General features: G+C 72.2%; 18 protein-coding genes. 7 read left to right on the top strand and 11 right to left on the bottom strand.

All coding sequences use genetic code 11. The annotated features are described in order from the left end of the window. The first annotated feature begins 60 nt into the window (after nucleotides 1–60). The gene (locus ACT4N7_RS09745) at nucleotides 61–1,347 is read left to right on the top strand and encodes a peptidase (RefSeq protein WP_444828306.1); all 1,287 of its coding nucleotides are present in this window, start codon (nucleotides 61–63) and stop codon (nucleotides 1,345–1,347) included. A gap of 19 nt (nucleotides 1,348–1,366) precedes the next feature. Continuing rightward, on the top strand, nucleotides 1,367–2,179 hold the full coding sequence (locus tag ACT4N7_RS09740; protein ID WP_444828305.1) for a hypothetical protein: 813 nt from the start codon (nucleotides 1,367–1,369) through the stop codon (nucleotides 2,177–2,179). A gap of 115 nt (nucleotides 2,180–2,294) precedes the next feature. On the opposite strand, the gene ACT4N7_RS09735 is transcribed toward ACT4N7_RS09740, so the two are convergent. After that, on the bottom strand, nucleotides 2,295–2,852 hold the full coding sequence (locus tag ACT4N7_RS09735; protein ID WP_444828304.1) for an ATP-binding protein: 558 nt from the start codon (nucleotides 2,850–2,852) through the stop codon (nucleotides 2,295–2,297). Between the two features lie 208 nt (nucleotides 2,853–3,060). Here ACT4N7_RS09735 and ACT4N7_RS09730 point away from each other — a divergent pair, with 208 nt between their 5' ends. After that, nucleotides 3,061–5,397, top strand: a complete 2,337-nt coding sequence (locus ACT4N7_RS09730) for an alpha-amylase family glycosyl hydrolase (RefSeq protein WP_444828303.1) — start codon at nucleotides 3,061–3,063, stop codon at nucleotides 5,395–5,397. A gap of 131 nt (nucleotides 5,398–5,528) precedes the next feature. Further along, nucleotides 5,529–6,167 carry a maleylpyruvate isomerase family mycothiol-dependent enzyme gene (locus ACT4N7_RS09725; protein WP_444828302.1) on the top strand — a complete coding sequence of 213 codons (639 nt, stop codon included), beginning with the start codon at nucleotides 5,529–5,531 and terminating at the stop codon, nucleotides 6,165–6,167. 3 nt (nucleotides 6,168–6,170) lie between these two features. Here the strand turns inward: ACT4N7_RS09725 and ACT4N7_RS09720 are convergent, their stop codons facing one another. The 9 genes from ACT4N7_RS09720 to ACT4N7_RS09680 are packed head-to-tail and all read right to left on the bottom strand — an operon-like array spanning nucleotide 6,171 to nucleotide 14,110. Next, on the bottom strand, nucleotides 6,171–6,806 hold the full coding sequence (locus ACT4N7_RS09720) for a phosphatase PAP2 family protein (protein ID WP_444828301.1): 636 nt from the start codon (nucleotides 6,804–6,806) through the stop codon (nucleotides 6,171–6,173). After that, nucleotides 6,803–7,807 carry a hypothetical protein gene (locus tag ACT4N7_RS09715; protein WP_444828300.1) on the bottom strand — a complete coding sequence of 335 codons (1,005 nt, stop codon included), beginning with the start codon at nucleotides 7,805–7,807 and terminating at the stop codon, nucleotides 6,803–6,805. Before ACT4N7_RS09715 ends, ACT4N7_RS09720 begins: the two co-directional genes overlap by 4 nt. Then, nucleotides 7,804–8,835 (bottom strand): class II fructose-bisphosphate aldolase, encoded by a 1,032-nt coding sequence (gene fbaA, locus ACT4N7_RS09710; protein WP_444828299.1) that lies wholly within the window; start codon nucleotides 8,833–8,835, stop codon nucleotides 7,804–7,806. The genes ACT4N7_RS09715 and fbaA overlap by 4 nt, the downstream gene beginning before the upstream one ends. Before the next feature lie 12 nt (nucleotides 8,836–8,847). Next, a complete protein-coding gene (locus ACT4N7_RS09705) occupies nucleotides 8,848–9,663 on the bottom strand; it encodes a hypothetical protein (protein ID WP_444828298.1) in 816 nt (271 codons plus the stop codon). Then, nucleotides 9,660–10,415, bottom strand: coding sequence for a hypothetical protein (locus ACT4N7_RS09700; protein ID WP_444828297.1), 756 nt, complete (start codon nucleotides 10,413–10,415; stop codon nucleotides 9,660–9,662). The genes ACT4N7_RS09705 and ACT4N7_RS09700 overlap by 4 nt, the downstream gene beginning before the upstream one ends. Continuing rightward, on the bottom strand, nucleotides 10,412–11,314 hold the full coding sequence (locus ACT4N7_RS09695) for a nucleoside-diphosphate kinase (protein ID WP_444828296.1): 903 nt from the start codon (nucleotides 11,312–11,314) through the stop codon (nucleotides 10,412–10,414). The genes ACT4N7_RS09700 and ACT4N7_RS09695 overlap by 4 nt, the downstream gene beginning before the upstream one ends. Beyond that, on the bottom strand, nucleotides 11,311–12,678 hold the full coding sequence (locus ACT4N7_RS09690) for an MFS transporter (protein ID WP_444828295.1): 1,368 nt from the start codon (nucleotides 12,676–12,678) through the stop codon (nucleotides 11,311–11,313). Before ACT4N7_RS09690 ends, ACT4N7_RS09695 begins: the two co-directional genes overlap by 4 nt. Further along, a complete protein-coding gene (locus ACT4N7_RS09685) occupies nucleotides 12,675–13,163 on the bottom strand; it encodes a hypothetical protein (RefSeq protein WP_444828294.1) in 489 nt (162 codons plus the stop codon). Before ACT4N7_RS09685 ends, ACT4N7_RS09690 begins: the two co-directional genes overlap by 4 nt. Then, nucleotides 13,160–14,110 carry a hypothetical protein gene (locus ACT4N7_RS09680; protein ID WP_444828293.1) on the bottom strand — a complete coding sequence of 317 codons (951 nt, stop codon included), beginning with the start codon at nucleotides 14,108–14,110 and terminating at the stop codon, nucleotides 13,160–13,162. The genes ACT4N7_RS09685 and ACT4N7_RS09680 overlap by 4 nt, the downstream gene beginning before the upstream one ends. Before the next feature lie 262 nt (nucleotides 14,111–14,372). Between ACT4N7_RS09680 and ACT4N7_RS09675 the strand changes: the two genes are divergently transcribed. Genes ACT4N7_RS09675 through ACT4N7_RS09665 form a run of 3 tightly spaced genes read left to right on the top strand, consistent with a single transcriptional unit; the run spans nucleotide 14,373 to nucleotide 17,988 of the window. Continuing rightward, entirely contained in the window at nucleotides 14,373–15,470 is a 1,098-nt protein-coding gene (locus ACT4N7_RS09675; protein ID WP_444828292.1) for a CbiQ family ECF transporter T component, read from the top strand. After that, nucleotides 15,467–17,200 (top strand): ABC transporter ATP-binding protein, encoded by a 1,734-nt coding sequence (locus ACT4N7_RS09670; protein WP_444828291.1) that lies wholly within the window; start codon nucleotides 15,467–15,469, stop codon nucleotides 17,198–17,200. Before ACT4N7_RS09675 ends, ACT4N7_RS09670 begins: the two co-directional genes overlap by 4 nt. Next, nucleotides 17,197–17,988 (top strand): ECF transporter S component, encoded by a 792-nt coding sequence (locus ACT4N7_RS09665; protein ID WP_444828290.1) that lies wholly within the window; start codon nucleotides 17,197–17,199, stop codon nucleotides 17,986–17,988. The genes ACT4N7_RS09670 and ACT4N7_RS09665 overlap by 4 nt, the downstream gene beginning before the upstream one ends. On the opposite strand, the gene ACT4N7_RS09660 is transcribed toward ACT4N7_RS09665, so the two are convergent. Next, entirely contained in the window at nucleotides 17,977–20,004 is a 2,028-nt protein-coding gene (locus ACT4N7_RS09660) for an NACHT domain-containing protein (RefSeq protein ID WP_444828289.1), read from the bottom strand. The genes ACT4N7_RS09665 and ACT4N7_RS09660 overlap by 12 nt on opposite strands. Between the last annotated feature and the right edge of the window lie 197 nt (nucleotides 20,005–20,201).

Below are 20,201 nucleotides of genomic sequence, written 5' to 3'. Positions count from 1 at the left end.
GACGCCGTGCGCCCCTGGTCCGGTCAGCCGTTCGCGCCTTGACCGAGAAAGGCGTGTCCGGTGACCCGTTCGTCCCTCACCCGTAGAAGCTGTGCCGCGGCGTTATCCGCGGTGGCCGTCGTCCTCGCCGGTCCGGTGTCAGCGGTGGCCGACACCCCGCCCACGACGACGGTGCCCGCCGAGGCGGCCGCCGGGTGGCTGGCGCGGCAGTTGGTCGACGGCGAGCGCATGGAGACCGTGTTCGACGGCGTGGCCTACCCGGACCAGGGGTTGACCGCCGACACCGTGCTGGCCTTGGACGCCGCCGGTGTGGCGCAAGAGTTCGCGGCCAAGGCCACGGCCTGGCTGGCGAAGCCGGACATCCTGGCGGGCTACCTCGGCGGTACCGACTCCTACGCCGGTCCGCACGCGAAGCTCGCGCTGGTCGCCGCGGCGCAGGGGGTGGACCCGACCGCGTTCGGCGGGGTCGATCTCGTCGCGGGGCTGACCGCGCTGCAGGCGCCATCGGGCCGGTTCAGCGACAAGTCCGGCTTCGGCGACTTCAGCAACGGCATCACCCAGTCGCTCGCGGTGATCGCGCTGGAACGCCACGCCACGGCGCCGGTCGCGGCGGTGGACTACTTGGTGGGCACCCAGTGCGCGGACGGCGGATTCCCCCTGTACCTGGAGCAGACCCCGTGTATGTCCGATGTGGACACCACCGGGTTCGCCGTGCAGGCGCTGCTCGCGGCGGCCCGGACCGCGGCCGCGGGCGAGGCGCTCGACTGGCTGGAAACCGTGCAGCAGACTGACGGCGGGTTCGCGGGCAGCGGCCCGACCACCGTGGTGAACGCCAACAGCACCGGGCTCGCGGCGCAGGCGCTGCACGCGGGCCAGCGCACTGTCGGAGCCGACAACGCGGTCGAATTCCTTGCCTCCCTTCAGGTCGGCTGCACGGGCGCCGGTGCGGACCGGGGCGCGATCGCGTACGACGAGACCGGTTTCTCCGCGGCCAACGCGATCCGCTCGACCACCCAGGCCATCCTGGGCATCACCGGGGTGGGCCTGACCGAGGTGTCCGCCGAGGGCGCCGTCGCCCCCGCCCCGGTCCTCGACTGCGCCACCCCGACCACCACGCCGACCACCACCACGACCACGGTCACCACCACGTCGGCTACGACGCCGGGGACGACCACGTCGGACACCACCCCGGTCACCACGACCACACCGGTCGCGGGCGGCACGACCCCCACGGACCTGGCGTCGACCGGCGCGAACGTCGGCCCGGCGGTCGGCCTGGGCGCGATGCTGCTGATCGGCGGACTGGCGGTCGTCCTGCTGGCCCGACAGCGCCGTACCCGGCGATGACCGACGAGACGGCCGGGCCGTGACGGCGCTGTGGCGGCGGGGCCTGGCGGCGCTGGCCGTCGCCGGGCTCGGTGTCGCGGGGTTGTTCGTCGCGCCGACCCCCGCGCGGGCCGCCTGCGCGGGGGTGACCGTGGTGGTGGACTTCGGTCCACTCGGCGGCGGGGTCCAGACAGGCTGCGCGGGCGGCGACCCGGGCAGCGGCCTGGCCGCGCTCTCCGGCGCCGGGTACGGCTACACGTTCGCGTCGCGCCAGCCCGGATTCGTCTGTCGGATCAACGGAAAGCCGACCGCGGCGGCCGACGCCTGCGTGTTCACCTCCCCGACCACGGCGTACTGGTCCTACTGGCACGGCCAGGGCGGCTCGTGGTCCTACGGCAGTTCGGGCGCGGGGGCCTACAACCCGGCGCCCGGCGGCGTCGAGGGGTGGGCGTTCGGCGCGGGCAGGCAGCCGGGCGTCGCGCCCCCGGTGGCGCCCCCGCCGCCACCTCCGCCGCCGCCACCGAAGCCGACCACCACGGTCGCCCCGCCTGGCGCACCCGGACCGACCACGACAGCCGCGCGGCCACCCGCCACCTCGATAGCGCCTGGTCAGCCCGCGACAACCACCGCGGACACCGCGCCGCCACCGACCTCCACAGCGTCGACATCCGGGGCGCCGACCACGTCCTCGCCGACACAGACAAGCGGTTCCACCGCGAGCCCGGACCCGGTCGCCGCCACGCGACCCGCCGACAGTGGCGGAAACCTGGGCCTGGTGATCGGGATCGTGGTGATCGCCGCCATCGCCGCCCTCGGGCTGTGGACCGCGCGCAGACGCGCCACTGACTCGTAGGGCACACAGGGTGAGGTCCGCTCCACCGGGCGGGTTGGTGGAGCGGACCTCGGTCGGACCGGCCGGGTGTCGCCGCACCCTGCCCGCGTGGTCAGGCGAAGGAGCCCGACGACAATCACCCCCGAATCGTGGCGGTCGGCGGCCCCGCCCAGCGCCTGCCGTGTGGGTGATCTCTGTCCACTACCGAGTGAGTCACGTGCTCGCTGTCCGGGGCGGAACGCACCGGAATTCGGGTGCGCAGCACGAGCGCCGTGCGGCCGTCCGCGGTGCGCGCGACCTCGACGCTGTCCATGGCCTGGCGGATGAGGAACAGGCCCCGGCCGCCGGACCCCCGGTCCACCCCCGAGCCGGGATCGATGACCTCGACAACCAGATCGTCGCCATCGACCGAGAGGGTGACCTCGACCGTGCCGCCCGTGCGCGCGCCGTTGCCGTGCCGGATGGTGTCGGCCACCGCCTCGTGCACGGCCAGCGCGACGCGCTCGGCGGTGGGGCCGTCTGGACACCATCGGCGCACCACCGGGTCGATCACCGCCGAGACGACCGCAAGCGGGTCGTAGCCGCGGCCGATCCTGATGTCGATCAACGGAAGGGGCGCCAGATCGGCGGCGCGCGCGGTCGCCGCGACCCCGGCCGGGGGACGGGCGGGCAGCGGGCGGAGATCGACAGTCACCCCCGCATCGTGGCCGTCGGCACCGCCGGTCAGCGCCGACCGTGCGGGTGGTGTCCAGGCCCCGACCGAGTGAGTCACACCATCACTGTCCGAATTGTCAGGTCAGGTTTCACCTGATCCTTGAGTAACCGGTTGGACTCTGGCGGACCGCACGCCGCGTCCCCGATACTCACGACGCTGGCGACAACGGCGACGCTGGGGGCACGGCATGGGACTCGACCGAACTCGACGCTTCGGCCGGGCGCTGGCCGCCGTGGTGATCGCGGCGGCAGGGCTGGCGGTGGCGAATCCGGTCACCCACGCGCCAGCGCTCGCGGGCATCGACACGAACGCGCTCGGCGCGCGGTATGACGGCACCGGGTCCGCCATCTCGTTCCGGGTGTACTCGTCGCGGGCCACGCGGATCGCGCTGTACGTCTACGGCGCGCCCAGCGGTGCGCAGGAGAAGGTGAGCTACCTCCTCGCGAAAGACAGCGCCACCGCAGTGTTCTCGACAACGGTCAGTGTCGCCGAACTGCGCGACACCCACGGGATAACCGGTGCCGTCTACTACGGATACCGGTCCTGGGGACCGAATTGGCCCTACACAACGGGATGGACCAAGGGCTCGTCGGCGGGCTTCGTGACCGATGTCGACGCGAGCGGGAATCGGTTCAACCCCAACAAACTGCTGCTCGACCCGTACGCGCTGGAGGTCAGTCACGATCCGCGAACGCCGACGGTGAGCAGCGAGGGCGGCTACCAGAGCGGTCCCGCCACGCGCACTGTCGACAGTGGACCGCAGGCGCCCAAGGGAATCGTGCTGGCGGCGGGCACCGGCGGTATCGGCGCCAAGCCGACCCGGGCGCTCAAGGACGACCTGGTGTACGAGGTCCACGTGCGCGGTTTCACCAAGAACGACACCTCGATCCCCGCCGCGTACCGCGGCACCTACCGGGGCGCGGGCCTCAAGGCCGGGTACCTGGCCGCGCTCGGCGTCACCGCCGTGGAGTTCCTGCCGGTCCAGGAAAGCCAGAACGACGCCAACGACGTCGACCCCACCGGCACGGCGGACGACAACTACTGGGGATACGCGACGCTGAACTACTTCGCGCCCGACCGGCGCTACGCCGCCGACAAGTCCGCGGGCGGTCCGACCGCCGAGTTCAAGGCAATGGTGCGCGCGTTCCACGACGCGGGCATCAAGGTGTTCACCGACGTGGTCTACAACCACACGGGCGAGGGCTACCAGATGGGCGCGGACAAGCGCGTCTACAACCTGCTTTCCTGGCGTGGCTTGGACAATCCGACCTATCACTCGCTCACCGGCGACCTGCAGAACTCGTGGGACAACACCGGGGTCGGCGGGAACTTCAACACCTTCAACCCGATCGCGCAGAACCTCATCGTGGACTCGTTGGCGTACTGGAAGAACACCCTCGGCGTCGACGGCTTCCGGCACGATCTCGCGTCGGTGCTGGGCAACACCTGCCAGCACGGCTGTTTCGCCTACGACAAGGTGAATCCGGGCACCGCGCTGAACCGGATCACCCGCGAGCTGCCGCCGCGACCGGCGGGCGGCGGTACCGGTGTCGACTGGATCGCCGAGCCGTGGGCCATCGGCGCGGGCACCTACCAGGTCGGCAACTTCCCGTCCGGCTGGTCGGAGTGGAACGGTGTCTACCGCGACAGCCTGCGCCGCGACCAGAACCAACTCGGCGTCACCGCCGTGACCCCCGGCGAGCTGGCCACCCGGTTCGCGGGCTCGTCGGACCTCTACGCCGACGACGGTCGCAGGCCGTGGAACTCGGTCAACTTCATCGTCGCGCACGACGGCTTCACGCTCGGCGACCTGTATTCCTGCAACGGCAAGAACAACGGGCAGCCGTGGCCGTACGGCCCGTCCGACGGCGGCAGTGACGACAACATCTCGTGGGACCAGGGCGGCAATCCAGCCGACCAGCGCAAGGCCGCGCGCACCGGGCTGGCGTTCCTGCTGCTGTCCGCGGGCACCCCCATGCTCACCGGCGGCGACGAGAACCTGCGCGGCGTGCGGTGCAACAACAATCCGTACAATGTGGACTCCAGCGCCAACTGGCAGAGCTGGTCGCCCACCGCGGATCAGGCCAACTTCAAGACCTACGCCCAGCGGCTGGCCGCCTACCGGATGGCGCATCCGGCGCTGCGGCCCGTGAACTTCTACACCGCCGCAGACACCAACGGCAACGGCCTCGGCCAACTCCAGTGGTTCACCCCGGCGGGCGTCGCGCCCGACGCGGGCTATTGGGGCAACCCGAACAACCACGCCATCGCCTGGCGGCTGGACGGCAGCGAACTCGGCGACCCGGCCACCCACTACATCGCCTACAACGGCTGGTCCGGTGATGTCACGTTCACGCTGCCCGCGCCGCCCGTGGGCAAGCAGTGGTACCGGGTGACGGACACCTCCGGGTGGGCCGAAGGTCCCGGCCAGGTCGCCACTCCTGGCACGGAGGCACTCATCGGCGGCACGTCGACCCAGTACGTCCTGCGCGGCCGCGCCTTGCTGCTGCTGATCGCCAAGTAGTCGCCGACCTCCGTCGGGCGTCGGGCACCGGAACCTCCGCGATAGTGCGGAGTTCCGGCGCGACGTAGCCGCCCGGGGACGGTGCCTCGTAGGCTTGTGCGGCACGGCTGCCCCGAACAGTAGGGATTCCCATGGACGACGCGCGGGTGTGGAGCGAGGTCGAGGCAGGCAGGCTGCGGCTGGCCGACCTGCTGGAGGACCTCTCGGCAGCCGAGTGGGAGCAGCCGTCGCTGTGCGCGGGGTGGCGGGTGCGCGACGTCGCGGCGCACCTGACGTTGCCGCCGCAGGTCGGGAACGGCACCTGGCTGGTCGAGTTCGTGCGCGCCAGGGGCAGCTTCGACCGGATGATCCGGCAGACCGCCCGCACCCACGCCGAACTGCCCACCTCGGAGATCATCGCGCAGTTGCGCAAGTACGCGGGCTCGCGGCGCATCCCGCCCGCGCCGGGAACCGGTTCGGGCACCACGGTCATGGACGTGCTGACGCACACCCAGGACATCACGATCCCGCTCGGCCGGACGATCGCCCTGCCGCCGGACGCCGCCCGCGCGGGCGTCGAGGGCCTGTGGTCGCTGCGCGTGCCGTTCAACCCGCGCAGGCGGTTCCGCGGATTCCGACTGGTGGCCGAGGATTCCGGCTGGACCGCGGGCGACGGCCCTGAGATCCGCGGCGCGACGGCCGCGTTTCTGCTGCTGCTCACCAACCGTCCCGCGGCGTTCGACCAGCTCCACGGTGCGGGCGTGGACCTGTTGCGCGCCAAGGCGGTCTGAGCCTCAGCAGGCCGAATCCACCGTCCGCCACCAGGGTGCGGCCGCGGCGAACGGGATCAGCACGCCCGCGATCGCCAGCAGCCAGCCGCCGAGCACGTCGGTCGGCCAGTGTGCGGCGAGGGCGAGTCTGCTCAGGCTGACCAGGGTGATCATCAGCGCGGCGCAGCCGAACAGCCACTGGCGCGCGTCGCCGGACAGGTAGGGCCACAGTCCTATTGAGACGATGAGTGCCGTGGTGGTCGAGGTCGTCGCGTGGCCGCTGGGGAACGAGAAGTCGGTGGAGTCGACGAACTTGCGCGCGGGCCGCGGCCGCTCGATGTGCCTGCGCAGCAAGGCCGCGAGCTGCGGCACCGGGGTCGCGACGATGACCGCCGCCGCCCGCCCCCAGTCGCGGCGCGCGATCAGGCCGCCCGCCAGCGCCCCGCCCACGACGAAGCCGACCCCGTGGTCGCCGAGGCGCGTGATCGTCCGCATCGCCCCGACCCACCCTGGCCGCGACCGGCCGAACCGGTACGCCGCCGACGCGACCGCAGCCTCGGGCCGCGCGGGCGCTCCGGGCACGACGGCGGTGAGCACCGCCAGACCGCCGAGTGCCGCGACTCCGCCACGAGCCAGCAGCCGTGCGCGGGTGTCCTTCACCGGACCATCAACCCCTCGCCCGCCAGCCACCGCCGCCTGCCGGTCTCCCGGATCAGGGTCTTGGCGTCCGGCAGGTCGTGCTGGATGTGGTGGCTGGCGACCAGCGTGGGAATCCAGTCGGTGACGTCGATCCCGCAGCGTCGGACATCGGCCGACCACGCCCGCCAGTCCAGCGGTGGCCCGGACAGCGCGTCCAGCACGCGCGCCGCGGCGGCCTGGCCGTCCGCGTCCCCGGCGCGCCCGCGCCGGGCAATGTCCACAGTGAACTCGGCGACGGCGTCGGCAACCGAGAGGCTGACGGCCTCGGTGCCCGCGTAGAGCTTGTCGATGTCGCCGGACAGGTCGGCCGGGGTGCCGGTGCGCAGCGCGCGCCCCAGCGCGGCGTAGATCCGGGTCAGCGACTCGGTGTCGAAGACCACGCCCAGTTCCCGGACGATGTCGGCGGGCTCGTCGGGGCAGTGCACGAGCACCATGACCCGGTTGGGCGCGCCGAGTTGGTACCGCAGGTGGAATTCCTCGCGGTCGGCCGGAAACGCGGAGCCCTTCAGCCGGGTCAGCCGGGGCGCGGCGGGGATGTCGAGCGGGTCCGAGGTGTCCAGCAGGAAAACCGTCATGGCGTCGGTGCGGTAGTGCACCAGGTCGCTGACCTCGATGCGGTCCAGCGTGGCCACGTTCCACTGGTTGCGCCACAGGTCGCGGGTCGTGGACCTGGTGTAGCGGAACGTTTCGGCGTGCACCGGGAGGAAACCGTGGTCGAGCAGGTAGTCGAGAACCGCGTCCGCCTTCCTGGACAGGACGGCGTCGGGCTTCAGCGTCAGGATCGCGAGGCGTTGGAACAGCGGCAATGCGGCACCGCCGAGGACGTCGACGGCCGTGCGCCAACTCTCCCGGAACGGGGTTTCGGTCTGGAACCGCGCGAACTTCTCGGGCAGTGTCGTCAGGGCGCGCCAGGTGCCGTCCTCGTCGAGGCCGGACACGTAGCGGTCGAGGATCTCGGTCATCCGCGGCCCACCATCGTGTTGCCCGCCGATCCGAGGTCCACACAGGCTTGGGCCACTCGGGCGGCCATGCCTTCCTCCGCGCGCTCCAGGTACGCGCGCGGGTCGTAGACCTTCTTGCTGCCGAGTTCGCCGTCGACCTTGAGCACCTTGGCATAGTTGGTGAACATGTAGTCCGCGATCGGCCGGGTGAAGGCGTACTGCGTGTCGGTATCGATGTTCATCTTGACGACGCCGTAGGACACCGCTTCGGCGATATCGGCGGGCCGCGACCCGGAACCGCCGTGGAACACCAGATCCAGCGGCTTGTCCCGGCCGAGGCGCTGACCGACCGCGGTCTGGATGTCGCGCAGGATCGAGGGTGTCAACGTGACGTTGCCCGGTTTGTACACCCCGTGCACGTTCCCGAACGTCGCCGCGACGAGATAGCGGCCGCGCTCGCCCGCGCCCAGCCGCCGCACCGCGCGCAGGGCGTCTTCCGGTGTGGAGAACAGTTTCTCGCCGCCTTCGCCGGAAAGTCCCTCCTCCTCGCCGCCGACCACGCCGATCTCGATCTCCAGGATCGCGCGGGCCTTGTCGCAGGCGGCCAAGAGGTCTTCGGCGATGGTCAGGTTCTCCGCCAACGGAAGCGCGGAGCCGTCCCACATGTGCGACTGGAAGAACGGTTCCCGCCCGCACGCGACCCGTTCGTGCGACGCCCCGATCAGCGGCCGCAGGAAGGTGTCGACGTCCTCGCGCGGGCAGTGGTCGGTGTGCAGCGCGATGTTGACCGGATACCCCACCGCGACCGCCCTGGCGAAGTCGGCGAACGCGGTGGCGCCGATGAGCTGGTCCTTGACATAGCTGCCCGACCAGAATTCCGTGCTCCGCACGGTGAGCTGGACGATGCCGTCACTGCCCGCCTCGGCGAAGCCGCGCAGCGCCGCGTGCAGGGCCACCGACGAGCGGACATTCACCGCCGGATAGGCGAATTGGCCGTGCTTGGCCCGATCCAACATCTCGCCGTACTCTTCCAGCGCGACGACTGGCATGTGTCCTCCCCGTCAGCTCATACCCCGGTGGGTCGAAAATGTGATCGCAGGAACGTGTAGGTCGCCTCGGCGACCCGGACTGGTCGACCGAACGACGGTGAATCCCGGTACGTCGGGCGCGGTATCGCCCGCGCAGAACACGGTGGCGGGCCGCAGCGCCGGACGCAACAGATCCAGATCGGCCTGGCCGGGGCCGAACGAGTCGCCCGCGATCACCACGTCCGCCGGGAGCGGCCCGCGGCTCGCGAGGTGTTCGGCCGCGAAAGCCTTGGTGGAGCGGACCAGGGTGATGTCGATGGACTTGCGGCCCGCGGCGCGGACCAGCAGGCGCTCGCCCAGGGTTCGGGTCAGCGCGCCCACCAACTCCGGCCGGTGGTGCGCCAAACCGCGCAGTGTCACCGTGGTCTGGCTTTCCCGGTCCTCGACGCACACCCGCCCGCTCGGCGCGAGCTTGCCGGGCACCCGGCCGACGTCGCCGAGTCCCTTGTCCTGTGCGCACTTCGTCACGGCGGCGTGGACTTCGGCGCGGTGGCGGGAGAACTCCGCGGCGTGGTTGTAGGCGTAGACCTGGCCGAGATCGTCGTCGACCTGGAAGCAGCAGCCGCCATTGTTGGCGTACAACAGAAAACCGGACCGGTGGACCCGATCGATCCGGGCACAGACCCGCGCGCCGATGTCCGCGGCCGACGAGCCGCTGACCACGGCGATGAGCACACCGTCGGCGACGAGTGCGGTCAGCAACCGCGCCCGGGCCGCGGTCAGCGGCTCGTGCGGGTCGGTGATCGTGCCGTCGAGGTCGGCCACGAGCACGCCGCGGTACGGCGTCATCGGGCCGCCTCGCCGTAGCGGTGGTGCCAGTCCACGTCCAGATCGTCCTCGACGCGGACCTTCGACCACACTGACGTCGCGGCCTTGTGCACGATCGAGGTCAACGACGCGAAGCGCTTGACCGCGGTCGAGTCGATGAACGCGTCCCGCCGCGCGGTGTCCGGGAGCTGCTTGATCTCCTGCCACACCGAGCGACCCGCGACGAACCCCGAGCAGCCCGCCGCGCAGGCGCGCCGGAGTGCCGCCTCGAACACGTCGAAGTCGGCGCCGCCGGAAAGCATCGCCCAGGGCGCGCCGATGATTCCGTCGATCTCGCCGACCAGCTCCGGCCCCGGGTACTCGACCTTGAAGATGGACTCCGTGCGCGGATCGAGGTGCAGCAACAGTTTCACGCCCGCCGCGCCGATCCGCTTCGCCTTGCCGACGGTCCAGCCATCCAGCAACGCGCTCTCCGGGACTCCATTGTGGACGGTGTGCCCGGGTGCCTCCAGGGTCACGATCAGCCCGGTGTGCCCGTCGTCGAGCAGGATGCCGTAGTTCGGGTCGAGCAGGACGCCGGACGCCTGGCCAGCGAACGCGTCGATCAGCCGCCGCTTGAGCGTGCGGACGCCCCGATACCCGAGCGTTCCGCCGTACAGCGCGGCGAACGACCTGCGGTGGTCCAACGCCGCGATGGACAGCAGCCCGTCGGTGGTGATGGCCTTGAGCCCGCGGGCCTTGCCCGGGTGCGCGTCGAGCCGGTAGGTGATCATCGGGCCGCCCGGATGGTCGGGAGGCGCCGGGTTCGCCCGGGCACTTCGGCGGTGGTCAGGTAAGTCGCGAACACCATGAACGGAAAGCTCTCGGCGAGTTCCGGGTCCACCTCGCTGAGCGCGGAACGGACGTCGCGCCAGTCGCCGTCCCAGCCGTCCGCGCCCGCGGCGCGGATCTCCTCGGCGATCGCCGCACCGCCCGACCGCCCGCACCGGGCAGCCAGGTACCGCACGGCATCGGCCAAGCCCAGACCGCAGGAGGTCGACTCGACCGTGCGCACGGTCGAGACCACCTGATGGCGTGGCATGACCGGCAAGTCGTCGCGCAGCAAGGAGGTCCTGGTGTCCGCGGCGAACAGGACGCCCAGTTCGCGGAGGAAGTCCGCGGCCTCGTCCGGCGAGTGCACGCAGTTGAGGTAGGCGTTGGGCGCGCCGAGCCGGGCGCGGAGTTGCCCGGCGAGCCGGTTGTCGGGATTGGCGGGTCCCTTGCCCGCGGCCAACCGCCGCGTGGCACCGTCTTCGTCGGCCGCGGTCGACCGCAGCAGCAGAACCAGCGAGTCCGACTGCCGGAACAGCAGGTCGACCACGTCTTTGTGCTGCCGGGTCACGGCATTCCAGTGATAGCGCCACAGTCCGCGCAGCGTGTGCCTGCACAGCGGCATCCGCCGGGCCGCCACGACGTCCCACTGGTCGTCTTCCAGCCAGTCGAGGACGCCGGTCAGCCTGCCCGTCAGGAGGGCCTCGGGTTTGACGACCAGGAACGTGTGCCGGGTGCAGTAGTCGCGCAGTCTGTCGCCGAGCAGGTGTTCGGCGTCGGACCAGGTTTCGGCGAAGTAGGTGTCCTCTGTGAACAGTCGGGCCTTGTCCGGCAGGCAGGTGGCCCAGGTCGGCGGCGTCATTGCTCGACCACCCGCAGCCTGCGCGTGAGCAGCATGGTGACGAGCATCCCGCCCGCGAAGCAGCCGATGACCAGCACGGCGGCGTCCGCGGCGGGCCTGCCGGTGCCACCCGAGGTCGCGAGCACCAGCCCGGCGATGGCGACCATCACCGCGTTGCCGACCGAGTCCGTGATCCGCATCGCGGCGGACGCGGAGCCGCGCCGCGCGGGCTCGGCCTGGTCGAGCACGAACACGTTGAGCGCGGTGATCCCGCTGCCCAGCCCGAGTCCCGCGATACCCCAGCCCACATAGGCCAGGACGGAGGGGAACCCCGGGGAAAGACCCACCGCGGTCGCGGCCATCCCGACCGTGAGCAGCCCGAGGCTGATCCTCATCAGCACGGTGAACCGCAACCGCCGCACCAGGTCGCGGCCCTGCAGCAGCCCGCCGACGCTGAAACCGACCACGCTGCACGACAACGCGAGCCCGGCGCCCGCGACCGAGTAGCCGCGGCCCTCGATCAGCGCCAGCGGCACGAGGAACTGGGCGCCGAAGAAGAACCCGGCGACGAACCCGCGCAGCATGATCCCGGCGGGCAGCCCGGACGCCATCCGCAGCGCCCCCGCGGGGAGTAGCGGCCGCACGCCGACCACAACCACCACAATGGACACGCCGAGCACCGGCCAGGCGAGGTCGGTGGGCAGCAGCCGCAGGGACATGATCGTGACCACGCCCGCGGCCAGCAGCGCCACCGCGAGCAGGCGCCTGCCGACCGGTTCGGTGGCCGGGCGCCGCACACTCCGCCGCTCGATGACCCGCAGGGTCGGCCACACCGCGATCAGCGCGACCACCTCGAACACCGGGATGGCGAGGAACACCGCGCGCCAGTCCCACGCCTGCGCCAGCGCGCCGCCCGCCACCGGGCCGAGCAGCCCGGGGATGGCCCACGCGCTGGCCATCACCGCGAAGATCCCGGCCCGCTCGCGGTCGGTGTAGCACTGGGCGATCAGCACGTAGACCGACACCGTCACCAGGCCGCTGCCCGCGCCCTGCAACACCCGCCCGCCGAGCAGCCAGCCGAATTCCGGCGCCGTGCCCGCGGCCAGCAGACCGGCCAGGTGCAGCGCGGCGCCGGACTGCAGCGACCGGACCGGCCCCATCGTGTCGCACACCCGGGCGCCGATCACCAGGGCGACCAGTTCCGCGAGCGTGAAAAGACCGAACACCAGCGCGTAGGTGGACCGGCCGCCGATCTCGGCGGTGATCGTCGGCAGCAGTGCCGAAGTCGAGGTGGATTCGAAGGCCGCGACGGCGACGATGACGACCAGTGCCCCGGTCAGTACCGGAAGTCGGATCTCGGCGGTGGTCCGCGGCTGCGCGGTCACAGCCAGGACATCCAGTCCAGTGGCGCCAGCCCCAGGCTCTTGCGCACTGCCTCCAGGTCCGCGCCGATCCGAACGCTCGGGAAATAGCCTTTCGCGGTGCGGATGAGCGGGAGCTGGATGGGCAGGTCGCCTTCGAGGTCGGCGGCGGCCAGCCGGACCGCCACGGCGGCCTCGGTCGCCGCCCGCTCGTCGGCGGTGTAGCTGGTCGGCAGGGCGCGCAGGCAGTCCGCGATGGCGCCGTCGTCCAGGGCGATGAGCACGTCCAGCTCCCCCTCGACGCACCGCCGCCGCAGCCCCCCGAGCACGAGCCCGCACAGGAACATCGACCGCAGCGCCGCGGCGCACGACTCGACCGCGGTGGGCCAGTCGGCCTCGGCGATCGCCGCGTCCACGTCGCCGAGCGAACTCTGCACGTCGTTGAGGTAGACCAGGGACGCGGGCGCGACCCGCGACACGAGCCAGAGCGCGTCCTGCGACGTCGTCACGCGATCAGCCCCTTGGTGAGCGAGTCGTCGTCGAGCTCCAGGCGCAGCAACCCAGTCCTGAGCAGCTCGACCGCCTCCTCGGCGCCGACCCGCTCGACAACCTCGTGCCACGGTCCCCCGGCGACCGGCGCGCGATCCTCCAACCGGCCGAACCGCGTCAGGACGAACCGCTGTCTGCCGATTCGGACGACCTCGGCATCGGGGTCGGGCCGCAGCACGGCCAAGTCGAGCGGCTCCGCCACGGCCACCCCGAGCCGATCGAGCAGGGCGACGAGACCACGCTGATCGCGCACGCCGTCGGCCGCTTCGACCTGCTCGGCCGCGATCCCGGCCCGGCGGACCCGCGCGGGCAGCCACTTGTCGCCGATCGGTGGCCACCCGCGCGCGGCGCACATGAGGTCGAGCACGCCCGCCCCGCACCGCCGCCAGGCGTACGGGTCGAGCCGTCCCGCCGCGGCGGCGATCGCCCCGCGGATCAGCGTGCGCGTGAGCGCGTGCCGCATCAGGTGCGCTTCGACCACCGCCCGCCTGCCCGCGTCGAGCAGCGGCGGCCCGGCGGTGAGGGGCATGGCCGTGAGCCAGCGGGTGAGCCGCGCGCGGACCGTCCGGTCGAGCCGCGGCGCCACCGCGATCGGCCCGATGCCCGCGGCCACGAATTCGGTGTCCAGCGCGTCGGACAATTCGCGGGGCAGCGTCGCCGGGAAATGCTCGATATCGACCGGCACACTGCCGATGAAACACAGAAAGGGCGGCGTCGCGCGGGCCAGGTCGGGGACGAACAGGTGGATGTCGACGTCGCTGCCGCGATTCCCGAACCCCTGGGCCAGCGACCCGACCAGATACGGGGTGCCGGTGTCCAGGATGCTCCCGCACACGTCGACAACGTCGCCGACGGACGTCCCGACCCGCCCGAGCGCGGCCGTGATCAAGTCATGGTGATCAGTCAACGCGATGCCCCCCGGAACCACTCAACCCCTCGTGAGACCCGGCACGCTAGCAGCCACAACGGAACCGGTACGCGCAATGGCCGTGACCTGTATCACGCCTGATCTAGAACATCCAACAGTCTCGCGAATCCCTGGGCGCGCGGCTCAGGTCACAGGCCGCTGGATTGACATCCGGCGCGCGGGTGGTCGACGATCGGCGGTCGATGAAGAGAGGCGTGTCCATGGCTTCGCCGTCCCGTTCCGCCGCGCCCGACCGGGACCGATGAACGACACCCTGCACCCCGGCGCGTGGTGGCTGTGGGCGCTGGGCTTGGCGGCCGTGGCGAGCCGGACGACCAATCCGCTGCTGTTGGGGCTGATCATCGTCGTGGCAGGCTTTGTCGCGGTGCGGTGTCGGCACGACACGCCGTGGGCGGCGTCGTACGGGATGTTCCTCAAGCTCGGCCTCATCGTGATCGGCATCCGGGTGCTCTTCCACATCCTGCTCGGCGGCATCACCGGCCCGACCGTGCTGTTCACCCTGCCCCAGCTCTCCCTGGCGGGCTGGGCGCAGGGCATCCGGCTCGGCGGGCCGGTCAGCGCCGAGGGCCTGGTCTTCGCGCTCAACCAGGGCTTGCAGCTCGCCACCCTGCTCGGCTGCGTCGGCGCGGCGAACGCCCTGGCCAACCCGAAACGGCTGCTGCGGTCGCTGCCCGCGGCGCTGTACGAGGTGAGTGTGGCCGTGGTGGTGGCCATGACCGTCGCGCCGCAGTTGGTGGCCAGCGCGCGGGCCGTGCGGCGGGCGCGGCAGTTGCGGGGCGACGTCGCGCGGGGCTGGCGGGCGGTCCGCACCCTGCTCGTGCCGGTCCTGGAGGACGCGCTGGAACGCTCGCTGGTGTTGGCCGCGGCGATGGACTCGCGTGGCTACGGGCGCACCGCCGGAGTCTCCGCCCCGACCCGGCGGCTGACGGGGGCGCTGGTGCTGGGCGGCCTGATCGGGTTGAGCGTCGGCGCCTACGGCCTGCTCGACGCGGGTGCGCCCGGGGTCGTGGGGGCGCCGATGCTCGGTATCGGCATCGTGCTCGCGGTGGCCGGACTGCTCGTCGGCTCGCGGCGGGTGCGGCGCAGCCGGTACCGCCCGGACCGGTGGCGGCGGCCGGAATTCCTCGTGCTGGCAAGCGGATTGCTCGCCACGACGGTGACCGTGGTGACCGAGTCGCTCGGGTCGGCCGCGCTGGGCGGCCTGGCGCTGATCCCGTCGACGGTGCCGCTGCTCGCGCCGGAACTGCCGCTGCTGCCCGCCGCGGGTGTGCTGATCGCGCTGGCCCCGGTGTTCATCGCGCCGAACAAGATCGCGCCGAACAAGGAGGTCGCCGCATGATCCGGTTCGAGCACGTGAGCATCACCTACGCGGCAGCCGCGGCGCCGACACTGTCCGATGTGGACCTCACGGTGCCGGAGGGCGAGCTGTGCCTGGTGGTCGGCCGGACCGGGTCGGGCAAGTCGACGCTGTTGCGCGCGGTCAACGGCCTGGTTCCGCACTTCACCGGCGGCACGGTGGCCGGGCGGGTGCTGGTCGACGGACGCGACACCCGCGACCACCCGCCGCGCGAGTTGGCCGACGTGGTGGGCATGGTCGGGCAGGACCCGGTGGCCGGGTTCGTCACCGATTCCGTCGAGGAGGAACTGGCCTACTCGATGGAGTCGTTGGGGCTGACCAATCCGGTGATGCGCAAGCGGGTCGAGGAGACCCTCGACCTGCTCGGGCTGGCCGAACTGCGCAACCGGGCGCTGGCAACCCTGTCCGGCGGCCAACAGCAGCGCGTCGCGATCGGCGCGGCGCTGACCGCGCACCCCCGCGTGCTGGTGCTCGACGAGCCGACCTCCGCGCTCGATCCCGGTGCGGCGGAAGACGTCCTGGCCGCACTGCACCGGCTGGTGCACGACCTCGGCGTGACCGTGCTGATCTCGGAACACCGTCTGGAGCGCGTCGCGCAGTACGCCGACCGCGTCGTGTGGCTGCCCGGGCACGCGCGGCCCGCGGTGGTCGGCGATCCCGGCACGGTGCTGGCCGAGGCCCCCGTGGCGCCGCCAGTGGTGCGCCTGGGCCAGTTGGCGGGCTGGTCGCCGAGCCCGGTGTCCATTCGAGACGCCCGACGCCTCGCGGGCCCGCTACGGGACCAACTCGCCACCGCACCGCCCCCGCCACCCCCGCCGTCCCCGCCGTCCAGTTGTCCACACCCCCCGAATCCATCCACAGCAAACGCCACCCCCCTTCCCACCCCCACCACAACCGATAGACTGGAGCAGGGCCGCCCCCCAGGGAGGGTGGGGGATTGCCTAGGGGAGTTGCTGCGGGCCAAAGAGTTGCGGGTGCGGTACGGGAGCACGGTCGCGCTGCGTGGGGTGGATCTCGCGGTGGCGGGTGGCGAGCGGGTGGCTGTGATGGGGCGCAACGGGTCGGGGAAGTCCAGTCTGCTGTGGGCGTTGCAGGGCACCGGAAAGCGGTCCGGCGGCGAGGTCACGGTGGCCGGCGTCGATCCGGCGGGGCGCAAACCCGGGCCGCGGCGCCGGGAGATCGGGCTCGTGCCGCAGCAGCCTGGCGACCTGTTGTACCTGGAGTCCGTGCGCGCCGAGTGCGCCCAGGCCGACAGTGAGTCCAAGCGGCCGCCGGGCACGTGCCGCGAGATCCTCGACGGCATCGCCCCCGCCATCGCCGACGACAGCCATCCCCGGGACCTCTCCGAAGGCCAGCGGTTGGCGCTGGTGCTGGCTATCGCGCTCACCCCGGCGCCGAGGGTCATGCTGCTCGACGAACCCACCCGGGGCCTGGACTACCCGGCCAAGTCGAACCTGGCGGACTCGCTGCGCGCACTCGCCTGCGACGGCCGCGCCGTGCTGCTGGCCACCCACGACGTCGAGTTCGTCGCCGAGTTCGCGAGCCGCGTGATCGTGTTGGCGGATGGGGAGATCGTCGCCGATGGGCCGACCGCCGAGGTGATCACTTCGTCGCCGGTGTTCGCCCCGCAGGTGGCGAAAGTGCTTGCGCCGCAACAATGGCTCACCGTCGCCGACGTGCGGACCGCGCTGCGCGAGCGGAGCGTCCGATGATCGGTGTGGTGACGATCCGGCCCCGCGCCACCCTCGCCCTGTTGGTCGCGGCCACCATCAGCGTCGCCGCGTTCGGCTGGCCGCTGCTGGTCAGCCCGGACGCGGGCATCGCCCACGGCGGCGACGCGCCGTGGACCTTCGCGCTGCTGCTCCCGCTCGTCCTCGCGGTGGTGCTCGCCGAGATCAGTGACCGCGGCATGGACGCCAAGGCGGTGGCGATGCTCGGCGTGCTCTCCGCGCTCGGCGCCGCGGTGCGGCCGCTGGGCGCGGGGACGGCGGGCATCGAGACGGTGTTCTTTCTGATGGTCCTCGGCGGCCGGGTGTTCGGCCCCGGATTCGGCTTCGTCCTGGGAAACACGACGCTGTTCGCGTCCGCGCTGCTGACCGGCGGCGTCGGCCCGTGGCTGCCGTACCAGATGCTCGGGGCCGCGTGGGTCGCGCTCGGCGCTGGGCTGCTGCCCCCGCTGCGCGGCCGCGCCGAACTGCTGATGCTGGCCGCATACGGCAGTGTCGCCGCCCTCGCCTACGGCCTGCTGCTGAACCTGTCCTTCTGGCCCTACACCCTGGGCGCGGGCACGAGCCTGTCCTTCCAGGCGGGCGCGCCGATCGCGGACAACCTGGTCCGGCTGATCACCTTCAGCCTCGCCACGTCGCTGGGCTGGGACATCGGGCGCGCGGTCACCACGGCCCTGCTCACCCTCGCCGCCGGGCCGGTCCTGCTGCGCGCCCTGCGCCGCGCCGCGCGCCGGGCCGCCTTCACCGGCGAGCGGCAGCCCTCACCGGGCTAGGCGGTCCTGGATGAGCCGGTGCGGGAACATGTACCCACCGCCGACTCGGCGCAGCAGCATTCGGCTGTCCGCGTAGTCGAGGAACGGCAACAACCGCCAGGGCAGTGTCCCCGCTCGGTGCAGTTCCCGGCGGGCGAGGAGATAGCCGACATACGCGCCGCCGCCGGAGCGCAAGGCGACCACCGCGCCCACGACGACGCCGATCGCGCCGCCGACGCTGTAGGCGTCGGCGACGTCCTGGGCCTCGCGCAGGTCGAACACGACCAGGAACGCCGACCCGAGGACGAACCCCGCGACCGGTCCGAGCAGCACGCCGACGACGAGGTTGCGCCGGGACGACCGCACTGTCGACAGTGGACGGTCCGGCGGCTCGCCGCGGCTGCCGCGCAGGCCCGCGACCAGCCCGGTGAGCAGCCCGAGCGGGGCGCCGATCAGCATCGGCAGCGCGACGACGGTGACGAGCTGGCGCAGCGGGGACACGCCCGCGATCGGCAGGCCCCACGACTCCCACGCCCGCACCGGGCCGCGCTCGACGAGGTCCCCGACGAACCCGTACGCGGAGCCGATCAGCAGCACCCCGCTGACGAACCAGGCGCCGCGCAGGAAGATCATCATCCACCGGATCGCGGGCTCTCGGGCCCAGTGCAGCCGACCGGCGAGCCCGCTGCCCGGATCATGGCCGCGGTACACGACAAACCCGCCCGCGGCGCTGACGAACGCGGCGCCCAGCCAGGCGTCGCCGCCGAACTCCTGGCCGCCGAAGATCGCCGTGGCGCCGAGGATGACGGCGAGCACGCCGAGCGCGGCGACGACCGCCGCGCCGAACCGGATAGCGCGGTCGCGTGGACGGGCGTAGGAGGCGATCTCGTCGGGGTAGAAGATGCCGCCCGGCCGCACGGTTCCGGCGAGAAACCGCACGGTCGCGCGCAATCGGTCCTCGGAGAGTGGTTCGGTCAGCGGCGCGCGGGGCCGCGCCATCAGTTCGGCGATATAGGCGTCGATCAGGTCGTGTCCGCGCTCTTCTGCCGTCGCGCCGGGGCGAGCGGGCAGCCGGTCGACCGCGTGCAGGTTCCGGCCGACGGTGCTCAGCAGCAGCGGCGTCGCGAGCAGCGCGCGCAGGTCCGCGTCGGCGTCGATGTCCACAAAGGCCGGATCGACCTGCCGCAGGTACCGCTCGACGGTCTCGTCGGACAGCGGCTGGACGGTCACGGTGGCGTCGAGCCGAACGCCGACTTCGAGTCCACTGTGGACTTCCTGGCGGCAGCACACGACGATACCCGCGTGCGTGTCGACGGCGGCGAAGGCGTTGACGGCCTTGACGCAGCGGGCGAGCCGCTCGGTAGCCACCTCGTCGAGGCCGTCGAGCAGCACGACGATCCGACCCGCGGGCAGCCAGCGTGCCGCGGCCTTGGCCGACAGCCCGGCCCGCGCGTAGTGCACGCCGATCTCGGCGGCGACCCACGCTGCCAGCGGCCCACCGTCCCAAGAGGACAGATGGAGTACCACCGGAACCGGCTCGTCGGCGTCGGCGGCTCGATCGAGCAGGACCCGGGCGAGGTCGAGCAGCAGAATGGTCTTGCCGGAGCCCGCGCCGCCGAGGATGAGCAGCCTGCCGTCCGCGTCGTCGAAGGCGGTGTCGATCGACTGGTCGGGGGGCGGGTCGGCCTGCCGGACCGGCGGGGCGAGTCGGAACGAGTGCTCGGCCTGCCGGTGCGCGCGCAGCGGCACCACGAACCGCGTCGCCGGGTCGACCGCGCGTTGCAGCACGTCCTGAATCCACGCGCGGTGGACCAGCGCGCGCAGCTTCTTGCGCGCTCTGGTCGGGCCCTGCCCTGGCGCGCTGTCGGTGCGGATGGCCGTGAGCACGGCGATCGCCACCGCGGCCAGCACGCCCGCCGCGAACCCCGCCCACAGCCAGGCGGGCACCGGGTCGCCCGAGGTGACCAGTTCGGTGGCGACCCCGACGAGCACGGTGAACACCACCGCCAGCGCGGCGAGCAGCGCCTTCACGGCCATCGGAACCCCGCGCGGGGCCCGGCAAAGAACGAATCGGCCACAGCAGTGTCATCTCCGCCGACGCGGTAGGCGTTTCAGTGCGGAGCGGCCGGACTCACCCCGTGGTCGACTCCCGCCTACGGCAGTAGAGAGTTGGTCGGGTACCCGGTGTCGGTCGAACGACCCACAGTCCGCGGCGCGATCTTGCGGGAATTCCC

Origin of the sequence: Actinokineospora sp. (assembly GCF_052390155.1) — a bacterium.
Classification (GTDB): domain Bacteria; phylum Actinomycetota; class Actinomycetes; order Mycobacteriales; family Pseudonocardiaceae; genus Actinokineospora.
Note: the sequence above shows the minus strand (reverse complement) of the source record. Positions and strands in the feature narration are given on the sequence as shown.

What these genes read in the sequence shown, in the direction of transcription:
- ACT4N7_RS09670 (WP_444828291.1), top strand. Translation starts at nt 15,467, where the DNA reads ATGATCCGGTTCGAGCACGTGAGCATCACCTACGCGGCAGCCGCGGCG.
- ACT4N7_RS09700 (WP_444828297.1), bottom strand. Translation starts at nt 10,415, where the DNA reads ATGATCACCTACCGGCTCGACGCGCACCCGGGCAAGGCCCGCGGGCTC.
- ACT4N7_RS09675 (WP_444828292.1), top strand. Translation starts at nt 14,373, where the DNA reads ATGAACGACACCCTGCACCCCGGCGCGTGGTGGCTGTGGGCGCTGGGC.
- ACT4N7_RS09725 (WP_444828302.1), top strand. Translation starts at nt 5,529, where the DNA reads ATGGACGACGCGCGGGTGTGGAGCGAGGTCGAGGCAGGCAGGCTGCGG.
- ACT4N7_RS09665 (WP_444828290.1), top strand. Translation starts at nt 17,197, where the DNA reads ATGATCGGTGTGGTGACGATCCGGCCCCGCGCCACCCTCGCCCTGTTG.
- ACT4N7_RS09730 (WP_444828303.1), top strand. Translation starts at nt 3,061, where the DNA reads ATGGGACTCGACCGAACTCGACGCTTCGGCCGGGCGCTGGCCGCCGTG.
- ACT4N7_RS09715 (WP_444828300.1), bottom strand. Translation starts at nt 7,807, where the DNA reads ATGACCGAGATCCTCGACCGCTACGTGTCCGGCCTCGACGAGGACGGC.
- fbaA (WP_444828299.1), bottom strand. Translation starts at nt 8,835, where the DNA reads ATGCCAGTCGTCGCGCTGGAAGAGTACGGCGAGATGTTGGATCGGGCC.
- ACT4N7_RS09695 (WP_444828296.1), bottom strand. Translation starts at nt 11,314, where the DNA reads ATGACGCCGCCGACCTGGGCCACCTGCCTGCCGGACAAGGCCCGACTG.
- ACT4N7_RS09660 (WP_444828289.1), bottom strand. Translation starts at nt 20,004, where the DNA reads ATGGCCGTGAAGGCGCTGCTCGCCGCGCTGGCGGTGGTGTTCACCGTG.
- ACT4N7_RS09705 (WP_444828298.1), bottom strand. Translation starts at nt 9,663, where the DNA reads ATGACGCCGTACCGCGGCGTGCTCGTGGCCGACCTCGACGGCACGATC.